Source organism: Promicromonospora sp. NPDC052451 (genome assembly GCF_044547525.1).
Lineage (GTDB): Bacteria > Actinomycetota > Actinomycetes > Actinomycetales > Cellulomonadaceae > Promicromonospora.
Genome location: NZ_JBIUAP010000003.1, coordinates 53,012 through 67,680, shown reverse-complemented (window position 1 = coordinate 67,680; position 14,669 = coordinate 53,012). Strand labels below are relative to the sequence as shown.

16 protein-coding genes are annotated in these 14,669 nt (G+C 72.4%); 6 read left to right on the top strand and 10 right to left on the bottom strand.

Annotated elements, in window-relative coordinates; translation table 11 throughout:
• The first annotated feature begins 20 nt into the window (after positions 1-20).
• Positions 21-1,229, top strand: a complete 1,209-nt coding sequence (locus ACIG47_RS06055; RefSeq protein WP_397430052.1) for an MFS transporter — start codon at positions 21-23, stop codon at positions 1,227-1,229.
• A 78-nt stretch (positions 1,230-1,307) separates the two neighbouring features.
• On the opposite strand, the gene ACIG47_RS06050 is transcribed toward ACIG47_RS06055, so the two are convergent.
• A complete protein-coding gene (locus ACIG47_RS06050; protein ID WP_397430051.1) occupies positions 1,308-1,565 on the bottom strand; it encodes a hypothetical protein in 258 nt (85 codons plus the stop codon).
• Positions 1,566-1,754: 189 nt separating this feature from the next.
• On the opposite strand from ACIG47_RS06050, the gene ACIG47_RS06045 reads away from it, so the two are divergent.
• Positions 1,755-2,435: a hypothetical protein gene (locus ACIG47_RS06045; protein ID WP_397430050.1), complete on the top strand. Its 681-nt coding sequence runs from the start codon at positions 1,755-1,757 to the stop codon at positions 2,433-2,435.
• A gap of 71 nt (positions 2,436-2,506) precedes the next feature.
• Here ACIG47_RS06045 and ACIG47_RS06040 read toward each other — a convergent pair whose 3' ends face one another.
• The 3 genes from ACIG47_RS06040 to ACIG47_RS06030 all read right to left on the bottom strand — a co-directional run bounded on the left by ACIG47_RS06040 (position 2,507) and on the right by ACIG47_RS06030 (position 5,289).
• Positions 2,507-3,526 (bottom strand): aminoacyl--tRNA ligase-related protein, encoded by a 1,020-nt coding sequence (locus tag ACIG47_RS06040; protein WP_397430049.1) that lies wholly within the window; start codon positions 3,524-3,526, stop codon positions 2,507-2,509.
• 491 nt (positions 3,527-4,017) lie between these two features.
• Positions 4,018-4,908, bottom strand: coding sequence for a neutral zinc metallopeptidase (locus ACIG47_RS06035; RefSeq protein WP_397430048.1), 891 nt, complete (start codon positions 4,906-4,908; stop codon positions 4,018-4,020).
• Between the two features lie 24 nt (positions 4,909-4,932).
• Positions 4,933-5,289: a hypothetical protein gene (locus ACIG47_RS06030; protein ID WP_397430047.1), complete on the bottom strand. Its 357-nt coding sequence runs from the start codon at positions 5,287-5,289 to the stop codon at positions 4,933-4,935.
• Positions 5,290-5,388: 99 nt separating this feature from the next.
• On the opposite strand from ACIG47_RS06030, the gene ACIG47_RS06025 reads away from it, so the two are divergent.
• Positions 5,389-6,474: an MBL fold metallo-hydrolase gene (locus ACIG47_RS06025; protein WP_397430046.1), complete on the top strand. Its 1,086-nt coding sequence runs from the start codon at positions 5,389-5,391 to the stop codon at positions 6,472-6,474.
• Positions 6,475-6,525: 51 nt separating this feature from the next.
• On the opposite strand, the gene ACIG47_RS06020 is transcribed toward ACIG47_RS06025, so the two are convergent.
• From ACIG47_RS06020 to ACIG47_RS06010, 3 genes are all read right to left on the bottom strand, one after another.
• Positions 6,526-7,098, bottom strand: coding sequence for a hypothetical protein (locus ACIG47_RS06020; RefSeq protein ID WP_397430045.1), 573 nt, complete (start codon positions 7,096-7,098; stop codon positions 6,526-6,528).
• A gap of 141 nt (positions 7,099-7,239) precedes the next feature.
• Positions 7,240-8,676 (bottom strand): serine hydrolase domain-containing protein, encoded by a 1,437-nt coding sequence (locus ACIG47_RS06015; protein ID WP_397430044.1) that lies wholly within the window; start codon positions 8,674-8,676, stop codon positions 7,240-7,242.
• A gap of 17 nt (positions 8,677-8,693) precedes the next feature.
• Positions 8,694-9,347, bottom strand: a complete 654-nt coding sequence (locus tag ACIG47_RS06010; RefSeq protein WP_397430043.1) for a DedA family protein — start codon at positions 9,345-9,347, stop codon at positions 8,694-8,696.
• A 129-nt stretch (positions 9,348-9,476) separates the two neighbouring features.
• Between ACIG47_RS06010 and ACIG47_RS06005 the strand changes: the two genes are divergently transcribed.
• Positions 9,477-10,727 carry a sensor histidine kinase gene (locus ACIG47_RS06005; RefSeq protein WP_397430042.1) on the top strand — a complete coding sequence of 417 codons (1,251 nt, stop codon included), beginning with the start codon at positions 9,477-9,479 and terminating at the stop codon, positions 10,725-10,727.
• Complete coding sequence (locus ACIG47_RS06000; protein WP_397430041.1) at positions 10,718-11,356, top strand: response regulator; 639 nt, start codon at positions 10,718-10,720, stop codon at positions 11,354-11,356. The genes ACIG47_RS06005 and ACIG47_RS06000 overlap by 10 nt, the downstream gene beginning before the upstream one ends.
• Positions 11,357-11,363: 7 nt before the next feature.
• On the opposite strand, the gene ACIG47_RS05995 is transcribed toward ACIG47_RS06000, so the two are convergent.
• The 3 genes from ACIG47_RS05995 to ACIG47_RS05985 form a co-directional block, all read right to left on the bottom strand.
• On the bottom strand, positions 11,364-13,091 hold the full coding sequence (locus tag ACIG47_RS05995; RefSeq protein ID WP_397430040.1) for a DNA/RNA helicase domain-containing protein: 1,728 nt from the start codon (positions 13,089-13,091) through the stop codon (positions 11,364-11,366).
• A gap of 156 nt (positions 13,092-13,247) precedes the next feature.
• Complete coding sequence (locus tag ACIG47_RS05990) at positions 13,248-13,583, bottom strand: nucleotide pyrophosphohydrolase (RefSeq protein ID WP_397430039.1); 336 nt, start codon at positions 13,581-13,583, stop codon at positions 13,248-13,250.
• Positions 13,584-13,609: 26 nt separating this feature from the next.
• Positions 13,610-14,287: a DUF429 domain-containing protein gene (locus ACIG47_RS05985; RefSeq protein WP_397430038.1), complete on the bottom strand. Its 678-nt coding sequence runs from the start codon at positions 14,285-14,287 to the stop codon at positions 13,610-13,612.
• 112 nt (positions 14,288-14,399) lie between these two features.
• Here ACIG47_RS05985 and ACIG47_RS05980 point away from each other — a divergent pair, with 112 nt between their 5' ends.
• The gene (locus ACIG47_RS05980; protein ID WP_397430037.1) at positions 14,400-14,669 is read left to right on the top strand and encodes a hypothetical protein; all 270 of its coding nucleotides are present in this window, start codon (positions 14,400-14,402) and stop codon (positions 14,667-14,669) included.

Sequence of the window (14,669 nt, the reverse complement as noted above, 5' to 3'; positions counted from 1 at the left end):
AGGTGGTCTGGGATGGACCCATGACCCCTCCCGGCCACCGGCCCGCACCCTGGCAGCCCGGCGACGTGCGAGAGGCGGCGGGCGGCCTGTTCGCCCTGGGCCTGGCGACCTTCGTCGCGATCACCACCGAGCTGGTCCCCGTGGGCCTGCTGCCCCTGATCAGCGCCGACCTGTCGGTCACCGAGGGCGTCGCGGGGCTGCTGGTCACGGCGTACGCGTTCATGGTCGCGGCGCTCGCCGTGCCCCTGACGTCGGCCACCCGCCGGCTGCCGCGCAAGGCGGTGCTGCTCGGCGCGCTCACGGTGTACACCCTCAGCAACGTGCTGGTGGCGCTCGCCCCGACCTTCGCCGTCGTCGCCGTGGCGCGGGCCCTGGGCGGCGCGTCGCACGCGGTGTTCTTCTCGGTGAGCATCGGGTACGCGTCGCGCCTGGTGCGCCCGCACCTCGCCGGGCGTGCGCTCGCGCTGGTCACCCTGGGCGCCTCGGCGGGGTTCGTGCTGGGCGTGCCGCTGTCGACGTCGCTGGGCACGGCCGTCGGGTGGCGCGCGGCGTTCCTCGTCCTGGCGGGCGCCTGCGCGCTGGCCGGGCTGCTCACGGCCCTGCTCCTGCCGTCGGTGCCCGGCGGCGGCGCTCCCCCGGACGACGCCGCCCGCGGCGCCCGCCGCACCGCGCTGGCCGGCGTGACGACGGCGAACGCACTGGCCTACCTCGGCCACTACACCGTCTACACCTACGTGTCGGTGCTGCTGCTGGCCGCCGGTCTCACGGCCCCGGCGATCGGCCCGGCGCTGCTGCTGATCGGCGGCCTCGGCCTCATCGGCGCCGCGTACGCCGCCGCGCGCCTCGACGCGCACCCGCGCCAGACCACGGTGGTCACCCTGCTGGTGGTCGGCGCCGGTGTGCTGGCGCTCGGCCTGGCGTTCCCGGGCACCGTCGGCACGCTGGCGGCGGCCGCCGTCTGGAGCATCGGGTTCGGCGCGGTCGCCGCCGTCTTCCAGACCGCCGCGATCCGCACACGGGGCGCGTCGCCCGACGTCGTGGGTGCGCTCGTGAACGCCACGGCGAACATCGGCATCGGTGGCGGCGCGGCGCTCGGGGCGCTCGTGCTCGACGGCGCCGGCCTGGCCGCGGTGCCGTACACCGGGGCGGCGCTCGTCGGCGTGGCGCTGCTGGTGGTGCTGCTCGGGCGGCGGGCCTTCCCGGCGGGCAGCGACAGCCCGGAGGCGTAGGTGGTCACGGCAGCGCACGCGACGCACAGGGACCCACGTCACGTGCGCCCGGTCGGCGTGGTCGGCGGCCCGCACCGGTCAGGACGCACGGGCGAGGCCGGCACGCCGGGCGGTCGCGGTCGCCGTCGACGTCCACGCCGACTCGCGGACGTCCACGAACACACGCATGCACGCCACGCAGCCCACCAGGTGGTCCTCGAGCCGACGGCCCCGGCCGGGCAGCAGGCGGTACCTGAGGTAGTCGGCGAGCGCCGCGCGCGTCGCGGCGCACTCGGTGTCGCGCGTGGTGTCGCACCCGGGGATCGCCGGGCCGCGGACCGGTTCGATGTGCCTCATGCCCCTGAGACGCTCGCACCGCCGGGATGTCACAGCACTTTGAGAAATTGGTCCGAGACGCCTTCCCTGCCCGGGTATCACAGCCTTTGTTGCGGCTTGCCCACCCGCCTGAATGCCTGTTCCGGCCTCGATCCCGCGGGTTCACCGGCTGGGCGCGCGATGCCGGCGTGCCGGACGTACCGTCCGCTCATGGGCACCGAGTCGCCGAGCGTTCCCGTCACCGTCTCCGACGCGCTACCGAACCTTCGTCCCGGACGGCTGGCCCGGGCGGACGACCTGACCAACCACCGGCCCGCCATGCACCTGGTGGCCCAGCGTCGGGTCTACCGGCGTCAGCACCTCGCCAGCCTGGTGCGCGGACGGCTGCGGGGGCGGTACGACCCGAGGCACCGCGCGCTGAGCCGCCGCATCGCCGGGGTGCGGGGCGTCGCGAACGAGCTGTGGGAGCTGGTGGCCAAGCACCCGGCCTGGCGGGTGCTCCACTCGATCCGCACCGACGTCTCCACGCGGACCGGGCAGCGGGTCGGCCCCCTGGAGCTCGACGAGCTCGTGCTCGGCCCCGCGGGCGTGTTCGTCGTCCAGGCCGTGTACCGGCCGGTCGAGGACGTGACGGCCGACGCCGCGCGCGAGGCCGCCCGGCGCACCCAGGAGATCCTGAACCGGGCGACGCGGGTGCCGGTCACGGTGCGGGCGCTCATCGTGTTCGTGCGCACCGACCAGCCCCGCGTCGTCGGCCCGCGCGACGACGTGGAGGTGCTGACCGAGGACGAGCTGGTCCCCTGGCTGGAGTCCCGCCGCCCGATGCTGACGGACCGCGAGCTGGAGATCGTCCACCTCGCCGCTCGTGACCGCCGCACCTGGACCTCCTGACCTGCCTGCCCCGCCGTTGAGTGCTGGATATTCGCCCTCCTGACACACTGAAAGGGGCGAATATCCAGCACTCAACGGTCGAGAGTGGGGCGGTGGGAGCGGGTGCGGGCCGCGGTCTCCAGGCGGGTAGCGAGCGCGGCGAGCGGGACGTCGACGCGGGTGCCCGACGACGGGTCGGTCACCGCGAGCACGCCCGCCTCGATCTCCCTCGGGCCCAGCACGCCGAGGAGGGCGTCGCGGCGCCGTCGGGCCAGGCGGATCCGGTTGCCGAGCGAGCCGTGCCGTTCGACGCGGACGCGCAGGCCGCGGGCACGCAGGTCCGCGACCAGGGCGTCGGCTGCGGTCTCGGCTGCGGTCTCGGCGGGCGGGCCGTCGGCACCGGAGCCGGGCGAACCGGCCTCGGGTGAGCCGGTGCCCCCGACGGGGAGCAGGCAGAGCTGCACGGGTGCCAGCCAGAACGGGAGGCGTCCGCCGTGCCGCTCCAGCAGGAAGGCGACCATCCGCTCCATCGCCCCGACGGTGCCGCGGTGGATCATCACCACGCGCTCCCGCTCCCCCGAGGCCGCCACGTAGGTGAGGTCGAACCGTTCGGGCTGGTTGAAGTCGAGCTGCACGGTCGCGAGGGTCTCCTCGTGGCCGCGGGCGTCGAGCACCTGGACGTCGACCTTGGGTCCGTAGAACGCGGCCTCTCCCGGCTCGGCCCGCCAGGCCGGGGTGCCCGCGACGTCGTCGAGCACAGCGCGCAGCGCCGCCTCGGCCGCGGCCCACTGCCCGGGCTCGCCCAGCCACCGGTCCGAATCGTCGCGCCCGGACAGCCGCAGGTAGGACACCTCGATGCCGAGGGTGTCGAGCACCTCCAGCACGGCGGTCAGCGCGGTGCGTACCTCCGCCTCGACCTGGTCGGGCCGGCAGAAGACGTGGGTGTCGTCGAGGTTGATCTGCCGCACCCGGCTCAGCCCGGACAGGACGCCGGACCGCTCCGCCCGGAACATCGCCGCGAGCTCGGAGTACCGCACGGGCAGGTCCCGGTACGAGCGCGGTTCCGAGGCGTAGATCTGCGCGTGGTGCGGACAGTTCGCGGGCCGCAGCACGAGCGGGTCGGCGTCCGGGCCGGCAGCCGGAGCCGGCGTCCCGGTCGGCGTCGGCCAGCGGCGGGAACATGTCGTCGGCGAACTTGGCCCAGTGTCCCGACCGCTCGTACAGCGAGCGCTTGCCCAGCACGGGCGAGTACACGGGTTCGCAGCCGGTGCGCAGGGCCACCTCGCGCGCGTACTGCTCCAGCTCGTACCGGACGGCGGCCCCGGCCGGCAGCCACAGCGGCAGCCCGGGGCCGACGAGCGGGCTGGTGTCGAAGATCCGCATGTCGCGGCCGAGCTCGCGGTGGTCGACGGGATGGTCGGCAGGGCGTTCAGAAGTGTTCACGGTGCTCCTTCGGGAGGGAGCCGCCCCGGTCACCGCCGTCGTGCACGACGAAGGCCCCGGAGCGAGCTCCGGGGCCTGGTTGCTGGGTGCAGGTCAGCGCGCGCCGGAGGGGTCCGGCGTCGTCGTGCGTGCGCTGAGGTGCATGCTGCTCACGGTAACGTCACAGGGTGGCGGCGTCCAGCGCGTTGCAGTCCTGGATGGTGCCGCCCTCGTAGCCGATGCTGAACCACCGGACGCGCTGCTCGCTGGAGCCGTGCGAGAACGCCTCCGGGTTGACGCCACCACCGGAGCGCCGCTGGATGTTGTCGTCGCCCACGGCCGCGGCGGCGGACAGCGCCTGCTCCAGCTCGTCCTGGGAGATCGGTTCGAGGAAGGTCACGCCGGTGTCCGGGTCCACGGTCGTGGCGGCGTTGCCCGCCCACATGCCGGCGAGGCAGTCGGCCATGAGCTCGATGCGCACGGAGTCCGACTCGGGGCCGGTCCCCCGCCGGTCGGCCCGCTCGAACAGCCCGAGCTGGTTCTCGATGTGGTGGCCGAACTCGTGCGCGGTCACGTACATCTCTGCCAGCGGACCGCCCTCGGCGCCGAACTGGCTGGAGAGCTGGTCGTAGAACGTGAGGTCCTCGTACACGGTGGTGTCGGCCGGGCAGTAGAACGGACCGGTCGCCGACGTCGCGGACCCGCAGCCCGTGTTCACGGCGTCGGTGAAGCTCACGACCTCGGGGAGCTGGTACTCGACGCCACCCTGCTGCGGGAGTGTCGTCTCCCAGTACGCGTCGAGGGACTGGACCGCGGCGTTGAGCCGGCACTCGGGATCCGCGTTCGCCTGCTCCGCTGTGCAGCCGGCGATGTAGCCCTGCTCGCCGCCGCCCCCGGCGTCGGAGGTGGTGCCGCCGAGGATGTCGGCGGGGCTGTTGCCGGTGAGCACCATGTAGAGGAGGGCGACGATGAGCACGCCACCGCCGCCGACCCCCGCGCCGACCGCGCCGCGCCGACCGCCGCCCTTGCGGACGCGGCCGCCCTCGAACTGCCCGCCCTCGTTGAACGTCACCTGCCAACGCTACCGCGGCCCGGGTCAGGTCACCTGGGAGCCGGGGAGGGTCCCGGCGGGCGAAGCGAGCCGGACGGGCCGGGGCGGGACGAGCCGCGGCGGAGCGGGACGAGCCGCGGCGGGCCAGGCCGGGCCGAGCCCCAGCCAGCCGGGGCAGGACGAGCCGGGGCAGGACGAGCCGGGACGTGCCGAGCCAGCCGGGGGGCGGAACGTGCCGAGCCAGCCGGGGGCGAGCCAGCCGGGGGCGAGCCGGCCGAGGGCGAGCCGGCCGAGGGCGAGCCGGCCGAGGGCGAGCCGGCCGAGGGCGAGCCGGCCGAGGGCGAGCCGGCCGAGGGCGAGCCGGCCGAGGCGGAGACACTCCCTCGGCCGGGCATGTGTCACTCCACGTAGACATCGTCTACACACAGCAACGCACCCCCGCGGGGCACATCCCCGGGGCACCGTCGCGCCGATGGACCGCCCTCTTCGTACGATCAGTCGGTGCACCTGTTGCGTCACGCAGAGCTGTCCCGTCGCGCCCTCCTCGCCGCGGGGCTCCTCCCTCTCGTCGGCTGCGCACGGGATCCCGGCCAGGCGACCACCGCCTCGACCACCGCGCCGCCGCCCGCCGCATCCCCACAAGCCACATCCCCGCAGGCCACGTCCCCCCACCCGCGCACCCCCTCGCCCGGAACGCCCGAAGACGCCACGCCGACGGCGGTACCCACGCAGGCGACGGCCGGCGCGCCGGTCCACGGCGATCCCGCCGAGGAGGCCGCGCGGCTCGCGGGCGACGACCCCGTGCTGCGCGCGCTGGTCGCCGCGATGACGCCGGGCTGGCTGCCGCCGTCGGCCCCGGACCCGGAGCCGACGCGGATCTTCGACGACGTCGCGGTGGTCGGCACCGACTTCGTGTCGGCCACGGCCCTGGAGACGTCCGACGGCGTGATCCTGGTCGACGCGCTCGAGTCCCGGGACCAGGCGGCGGACATCCTGGTGCCGGGGCTGCGCCGGCTCGGCGTCGACCCGGCCCGGATCCGGTACGTGGTAGCGGCGCACGGGCACGCCGACCACTTCGGCGGCGCCCAGTACCTCGCCGACCGGTACGGTGCCCGCGTGCTGATGAGCGCCGCCGACTGGGACGTGGCCGCCGCCGACGGCTCGCCCGACGTCCCCGAGCGGGACCTGGTGATCACCGACGGTCAGCGGCTCACGCTGGGCGGCACCACCGTGCGTCTCTGGCTCACGCCGGGCCACACCCCCGGTACCGTCTCGCCGGTGTTCCCCGTGCGATGGCACGGACGGCGGCACACCGCAATGCTGTGGGGCGGGACCGGCCTGCCGGAGGCGGCGTCGGGCAAGCGCGACTACCTGCGGTCCGTGATCCGGTACGCCGCGCTGATGCGCCGTGCCGGGGTCGACGTCGAGCTGAACAACCACGCCCAGACCGACCACGGGCTGGAACGCCTGCGCGCGCTCCGGGACGGGTCCGCCGGCCGGGACAACCCGTTCGTCCTGGGCCGGGCCGGCGCGCAGCGTTTCATGCGGGTCCTGGAGCTGCTGGTCCGCTCCCGGGTGGACGCGTAGGGCGCGGGGCGCGGACCGTACGGCCGCGCCCCGCGCCCCGGCTCAGGCGGTTCAGCAGGGATCGATCTTCCAGATCGGGTTCCAGTAGATGTCCTTGCCGGTGTTCGGGCCGATGGTGTCGGCCACCGAGTTGTCGGCCCGCAGGAACCGCGCCGTCACGTCCTGGCTGTTCTGGGCGTAGACGGTGCCCGTGAAGTTGGTCAGCTCGTAGTACTGACCGGGCTGCAGGCAGTGGTAGAGCGCGTAGGCGGTCCACTGGCCGTCGGCCTCCTGGTTGCGCACGCACAGGCGGTACAGGGGGCAGTCCTCGACCATGTACCGCGAGTCCTGCTCGGTGAGGTTGGCCCGGACGTCTTCCGGCTTCGGCCAGATCGACGGGTCGCCCTTGGCCGGCGCGTACGCCGCCCCGTCGTCGCCGGCCGACCAGCTCCCGCCTCCGCCACCACCTCCCCCACCGCCTGTGCCGCCGCCGTCGAGCCGTGCCTCGGCGGCGGCCGTTCCGGTCGCAGTGCTCGCGACGGCCGGCGCCGCCACGCCCACCGCGAGGACCGACAGCAGCGCGACGACGACGGCGACCAGCCGTCTCCCCAGTTTCGTGCCCGCACCAGTGCTGGAAATGCTCATGTCTCGGCTCTCCCCGTGTCACCAGACGGCCTGCCTCTCAGGCCGTGGCGAGCGTAGGACGCGCCGTGAGCGGTTCCCAGGGCGTTCGGCGCAGGCCGAAAACCGCCCCAGGACCGTATCTTCACCCGCGCCGGACCCTCTTTAGCGGCCCGTGCGGCTCCGGTACACCTCGACCGGCCACGCCGTCATCGCGCCGATGCGCACGGAGACGATCGCGCCGTCGGCGTCACGCTCCACCTGGACCGCCTCCCCCACCGTGCCGAACCCGGCGACGGGCTCGTGGAGCAGGCTCCCGCCCGAGACCACCAGCCGCTGCGCCACCTCGGCCGGCTGCGGGGAGCGCGGGTTGATCGCGTGCAGGATGCCGCCGAGGTCGACGACGTCGGCCACGCCCCACAGGTTGGCGAACCGTCCCACGGGCGCGTCGGCCGGGACGGGCGCCACACGGTCGCCGTCGGCCCCCTTCCCCGGTGCGGCAGACGCCGCGACCTCGTCCGCGGCCGCGAGCGCCAGGTCGATCAGCTGGATCACGCCGTTGGCGATCTGGCCGGCGATGCCGTCGACGGCGTTGGTGAGGGCGGAGACGACGAGCCCGTCGACCGGGTCGATCCAGGTGCGCGTGATGTGCCCGGGGTAGCCCCCGGAGTGCCCGACGAGCCCGCGGTCGCCGACCTTGCCCACCTCGATGCCGACGCCGTACCGGCCGAGCTCCTTGCCGCGCACGGTGACGCGGGACTCCTCACGCTGCATGATCCGCTTGCTGGCGTCGCTGATCAGCGTGGTGTCGCCGAGCACGTGGGCCGAGCCGTAGCGGACCATCTCCCGTGCCGTGGAGTACCAGCCGGTGGCGGCGGCCATGGCGCGGGTGTCGACGTGCGGGACGACCTGGCGGACGTCGCCGTGCGTGATGCGGCCGGTGTGCCCGGCGGCGTACTCGGCGGCGCGGGCGGGGTCGAGCTCGGACCCGGTCCGGGTCAGCCCGAGCGGCGCGACGACGGCGGCGCGCGCCACCTCGTCGTACGTCTTGCCGGTGACCCGCTCGATGATGATGCCGAGCAGGCTGTAGCCGATGTTCGTGTACTTGAAGTGCTCGTTCGGCTCGAAGACGACCCCCTCGGCGCGCACCACGTCCAGCACCTGCTCCCGGTCGAGGAAGGGCTTGTGGTGCTGCCAGAAGTCCCCGTCGGACGAGTCGCGGACGATGCCGCCCTGGTGACCGAGCAGCTCCCGGACGGTGACGTCGGCGGCGCGCGTGCCGTCGAGCTCGGGCACGAGGGTGCCCACGGCGTCGTCCAGGCGCAGCTCGCCGCGCTCGACGAGCTGCATGACCATGACGCCGGTGAACGTCTTGGAGTGGGACGCGACGCGGAAGAGGTGGTCGCTGGTGAGGTCCTCGCCGGTCTCCAGGTCGGCCTTGCCCCAGGCGAGGTCGACGAAGACCTCACCGCGGCGGCCGACGGCGAGCTGCAGGCCGGGCATGCCGTGGTAGGCGGCCTGGAAGGAGGCCCAGTCGGCCAGGTAGGGGGCGATGGTGCGGAGGGTCCGGGCGGTGCGGTCGTCAGTCAGGTCATCAGTCACAGCAGCATCATGCCCGGTCAGCGCTGGCGGGCGTGCCGCGGGGTGTCCTGGCCCTGGCGGCCGCGCAGCGTCTTGACCAGCCACCACACCACGAGCAGGACCACGACCACGATGACGACCTTCTGGAACACGCCGACGCTCTCCTCGACGATGTGCCACTGGTCGCCCAGCAGGTACCCGGCTCCGACCAGGAGGGTGTTCCAGACGCCGGACCCCAGGGTCGTGAACGCGAGGAACCGCCAGACCGGCATGCGCTCCACCCCTGCGGGGATGGAGATGAGGCTGCGCACGATCGGGATGACGCGGCCGATCAGCACCGCCCAGTCGCCGTGCCGGTTGAACCAGGCCTCGGCCTTGTCGACGTCCTCCAGCTTCACCAGGGGCATACGGTCCACGATGCTGCGCAGGCGGTCGCGCCCCAGCCAGGCGCCGAGCCCGTACAGGATGATCGCACCGACCACGGAGCCCGCCGTCGTCCAGACGAGGACCTGCCACAGGACGAGGCTGCCCTGCGAGGCCGTGAACCCGGCCAGGGGCAGGATCACCTCGCTGGGCAGGGGCGGGAAGAGGTTCTCCAGGGCGATCGCTACGCCAGCGCCGGGTGCGCCGAGAGTCTCCATGAGCCCGATGGCCCAGTCGGCGACGGTCGTGGCGAAGCTTTGTGTCGTCATGCCCCAACGCTATGTGACCGCGAGGGGGTCGGCGGACTGCGGTGCTCCCCCAGGTCAGGGCGGTAGGCCGGAGGAAGGGGTGCGGTTTGCCGCAGTCCGCGCCGCCGGCACCGTCATTATCCTGGCGACGTGGACTCCGCCCCCGCTGCCTGGCGCAGCACCCCTGCCCGCATGCTGGGGGGCTCCGCCCTCGGGGCGGTCACGTGGCCTGCCGACCTTCTTCTCTCGGCCGTCGCCCTGACGGCGCCCGCTGCGCCGTCCGGGCCGGTGAGCACTCTGGTCGCCTGGCACCGCCGTCGCACGTCCCGGTTCCTGGGGTGGGTGGACGACGGCGCCCCGCTCACCTCCGCGCGGGCGGCCGGGTACCTGTTCGCGCGTGCCGGAGTCGGTGTGCTGGGCACGCTGGTGCTGGGACTGCTGGCCTACGGCCTGTTCGCGGTGGTGGCGGGTCTGGCGTCGTGGCTGTTCGACGTCCGCTTCACGGTGGTGGACCCGGACGGGGCCGAGGGGCTGACCACGGGCGCGCTGCTCGCGATGGTGCCTCTCGGTGCGGTGCTGCTCTACCTGGACCTCATGGGCCTGGCGGGGGTCGGGGTGCTGGACCGGGCCGCCGCGGCGCGCTGGCTGGCGCCGAGCCGGAGCGAACGGCTGGCGGCGCAGGTCGAGTCGCTGACGGTGAGCCGGGCAGAGCTGCTCGCGGCGCTGGACGCCGAACGGGGGCGGATCGAGCGCGACCTGCACGACGGGGTGCAGCAGCGGGCCGTCGCGGTGGGGCTGCTGGTGGACCGGGCGCGGCGGGCGGTCGCTGCGAGTGGTGGGACTGTTCCCGGGACCGGGACCGCCGGGGCCAGGCTGCTGGAGCAGGCAGCCCGTGAGGTGGAGCTGCTGGTGAGCGACCTGCGTGAGGTGGCGTGGCGCGTGCGTCCGACGACGCTGGACACGCACGGGCTGGAACCGGTGCTGCGGCAGCTCGTCGAGCGGGCGGCGGTGCCGACGGTGCTGGAGTGGGCGGTGGCGGCCGAACCCTCCGGGCTGGACTCCTCAGGCATCCCCGCGGAACCGGCGCGGCTGCCCGGCGGGGTGGAAGCGACCGTGTACTACGTGGTCGCGGAGGCGCTGACGAACGTCGCGAGACACTCGGGGGCACGGACGGCGCGCGTCGGTGTGGCACTGGTCGATCCCGGTACGACGGGCGGCAACGGAGACGACGCCGTCGTGCGCGTGGTGGTGTGCGACGACGGCGTCGGCGGGGCGCGCCCTCAGGCCGGGCACGGGCTGGCCGGGCTCGCCGGCCGGGTGGCCGCCGCGGGCGGCACGCTCACCGTCGACAGTCCCGCGGGCGGACCGACCCGGATCGAGGTGACGCTCCCGTGCGCGTGATGCTCGCCGAGGACTCCGCCCTGCTGCGCGAGGGCGTGCGCAGCCTCCTGGCGGACGAGGGGCACGACGTCGTCGCCGCGTACGACTCCGCCGAACCCCTGCTGGCGCGACTGGCGGCCGAGCGGCCCGACGTCGTCGTGCTGGACGTGCGGATGCCGCCCACCCACACCGACGAGGGCGTGCGTGCGGCGGTGGAGATCCGGGAGCGGTGGCCCGAGGTGGGGATCCTGGTGCTGTCGCAGTACGTGGAGCGCGAGTTCACGCGAGTGCTGCTGGGCGACGAGGCGCACGGTGTGGGGTACCTGCTCAAGGACCGGGTGATGAAGGTGGACGACTTCCTCGACGCGCTGTCGCGGGTGGCCTCCGGCGGGCTCGTGCTGGACCCGGAGGTGGTGGGGCAGCTGTTCCGGTCGACGACCCACGCCCTGGGCGGGCTGACGTCGCGGGAGCTGGAGGTGCTCGGGCTCATGGCCGAGGGGCGGACGAACGCGGGGATCGCGGCGGCGCTGTTCGTGTCGGTGTCGGCGGTGGAGAAGTTCGCCAACTCGATCTTCGACAAGCTGGGGCTGCGCGCCGGGGAGGGGTACAACCGGCGGGTGCTGGCGATACTGCGGTACCTGGAGGGGTGAGCCTCTCTCAGCTTCCTGGCGAGAAGTAGGGGCGCAGCCGCTCTCGCAGCGCGGGATCGCAGACGTACACGTAGGTCCCCAGGATCCCGCGCGTCAGCAGGACACCGTAGACGTTGCGGATGAAACGCAGCAGGTCCGCGTCGGTGTACACGATTCCGAGCTGCCGGTTGTTCTCCTGCCCCTTCCGGTCGAAATAGCTGGCCCGGTCCATCGCGATGCGTCCGGCCCCGTCGAGGCGCAGGTCCGGGCCGATGATCACGCCCGCATAGTTCAGGTCGTAACCCTGGATGGTGTGGATCGATCCGACCTCGTCGACCGACGTCGGCGAGTCGACCCAGTCCGTGGCTCTCCGGTTCCACCGCAGCCGCACGCCGTCGATCTCGATGTCGTACGGTGCGCTGTCCGTCAGGTCGTCCTTGCTCAGCCACGGCCAGGCGTACCCCGCGACGAGACGCGCGAGCCCGTGCTGCCGGTCCTTCTCCCGAACGGTGCGCACCATCTCGCCCAGGTCGTCGAACATCCGTAGGTCGTACGACCCGAACGACTCGACCGAGGGACCGGCCGGGCCGTCGGCCAGCACCTCACGCACGTACCGCACGTAGTCTGAACCCGCCCGGACGCGCATCTGTGAGGTCAGCGTGTACAGGCGTCCGCTGCGGCGAGCCACCTCGACCACGGCATCCTGCTTGTCCTGCGGGATGTCTGCGGGCATGACGCTCTGCTCGCTGTCGAGCATCAGGACCTGGTGCTCGCTCTGCGCGCGGATCCAGTCGAGCTGGGTGTACCCAGGATCGTCGTCGCCGAACAGCCGCCTGTTGATCTCCCCGAACTGCGTGTTCATCGCGCCGTTCGACTGACTCGCTCGCTGTCCGAGCCGATGTGCCTCGTCCACCACCAGCAGGTCGAACTTCTCGCGCGCGTTGCCCACGGCGAAAGGGCTCAGGACCATTGACGGGCTCAGTCCCGCCGTCGTCCGGAACACCCGCTTGATCGTCTTGCGCAACGACTGCTGCGGGACGACCAGGCCGAACCGCTTACCACGCACGAGATCCGGGTAGCCCTCGGTGAACAGGTCCGAGAACAGTTCGTCGCCGTCCACCAGTTCCGGGTGCTCGGCATCCGCAACATCCTGGAGAAGCTTGATCAGGAAGACCCCGACGATCGTCTTCCCGGTGCCCGGCTCGCCCCGGATCACTGATGTCGTCGCAAGGCCCGCCTCGATGTCCTCGAAGAGCCCTTCGGCGACACTGTCGACGACGCTCGTCTGGTCCGGGTTCAGTGCTTTGAACGGCGAGTACTTGAACAGGTCGGAGTTCTCGATCTCGCGGATGCTTCTCCTGAGCACACCTCGCTCGCGGAGCATCTCGAAGATCTTGTCGAACGTCTCCTGGTACTCACGACGCCGGTAGTAGTCGGCGTCCGTGATCCCCCCGTTGCGGTTGCGAACCGTGCATCCGTCACCCGCGAGATAGGTGATCAGCCTCGATTCGAGGTCGAGACACACAGACTTGTGAAAGGTCTCGGCAAGGACGATCCGCAGCTGCTTCAGGTCGTTCTTCAGGCGCCGGTGCTGGTCCATGCGCTTCGCAAGGTTGAACGTCTCGCCCACATAGACCTCACGTCGCCTGCTGAGAACGTAGACGACGGGCCAGTTCGTGTACCGGCCACCTCGCGACCGGAGGTGCGCGCCGGTCTTCGCCGTGTAGCGCAGGTCCTCGATCTCGAAGCTCGTCATGCGTCGCGCCACCACGTGGCGCGGTGCTTGCGGTTGCGTTCCCTCGCGTCTCCCCCGGATCCAGCGGCCCACGCCCAGACATCCACCATGAACTGAGAATATCGGTCGCGGTCAGACCCTAGGTCGGGGCCACGCCAGGACCACGGTTCCGTCCTTTCAGGACGATGGCTCCGTCGGCGGGAACCTGCCGTCGTTCCTCGTGATCTTCGCGTGCGCTGCCTCGATCAGGTCGACGCCGCAGACGTCGGCGAGCTGGACCAGGTACAGGAACACGTCGGCGAACTCCTCCTCGATCCCGTCACGCGTGTCCGGATCAGCCAGCTTCTGAAGGACTTGGGCATCAGTGAGCCACTGCATCTCGGCAAGCAGCTCACCCACCTCACCACCGAGCGCCATGGCGAGGTTCTTCGGCGTGTGGAACTGACCCCAGTCCCTGGCGTGGGCGAAATTGCGGAGTCGGTCGCGTACGGACTCGATGGTGGTGTCGTTCATGGGACCGATTGTCGCGGGTCGCGCGCTCATGCATGAATGCATGCCACCATGCCGTCCAGGACCTGGGGCGGGTCCGGGTATCGCTGCGCGCTCCCTGTCAGGACGCGCCCTGCGGTCCAGCATGCGACGGCAGCATCGAGAACGTCGTCAGCGCCGGCTACGAATCCTGGAGGACCGAGATCCGCCGGCAGGCTGATACCCGCAGTCTCCAGGAGACGTCGCCGGTCCTCCAGCCCGGCCCACGTCGACTTCGGCGCTGGAAGGTAACGGCCCGCCATGGTCACGAACGACACCTCCGGATGCACCTCTACCACCCGCCAGGTGTCTGAGCGGACGGTCAGATCCGCCTCCAGGATGCGCTGCTTGAGTGCCCATGCCTGCCGGCTGATCCCCTTGCCGGTCATCCGTCTCGCCACCTGGCCGGCAGCCTCATAGGTCTCCGCGTCGAGCACGCGACGCGGAGGAGTGACGAAGACGGACCGCCACCGCGGGCCGACAGCCTCGCGTGCCAACCGATCGGCCAGCCGTGGCTCGTTGCTCGCGGGCAGGCCGATGGGGATGTCGACTCCGATCACCTCGACAGGCCCCTCGGCACTCGCCGCCGCCAGCAGTCCCGTCAGTGTCAGATCGGCATACGCTCGCATGTCGCTCGCGACCGCGACCCAGTACCGTCCCGCGCCGTCGACACCCAGTACCCTGGTCACCCCACCATCGTGGCGCACCGAGCATGACACTGGCGGGCACATGCCGCGCGGACGCGGGTGAATCCCACCGGTGATTGGCCGGCGCAAGCCTGTTCCGGCCAGGATCCTGAGCGTGTCTCCCCTCGCCTTGTTCCTGCTCCTCGTCGCTACCCCGGTCGTCGCCGGTTTCGCCGCGACCTACCCGTGCGGCGCGAAGAACAAGGACGGCACGCGGTGCAGGCGCGGGCGAAAGGGTCCGATGGAGCGTTGCCAGGACCACACGGAGCAGGGCAGCACACCGTCGGACTGGTTCTGGCTCGCGGGCTGTGCCGCTGGGCTCGGCATGTTCTACGTGTGGCGCCTGCTCTACCCCGGGCCGCTCCTGGAGACGTTGCTCGCCTGA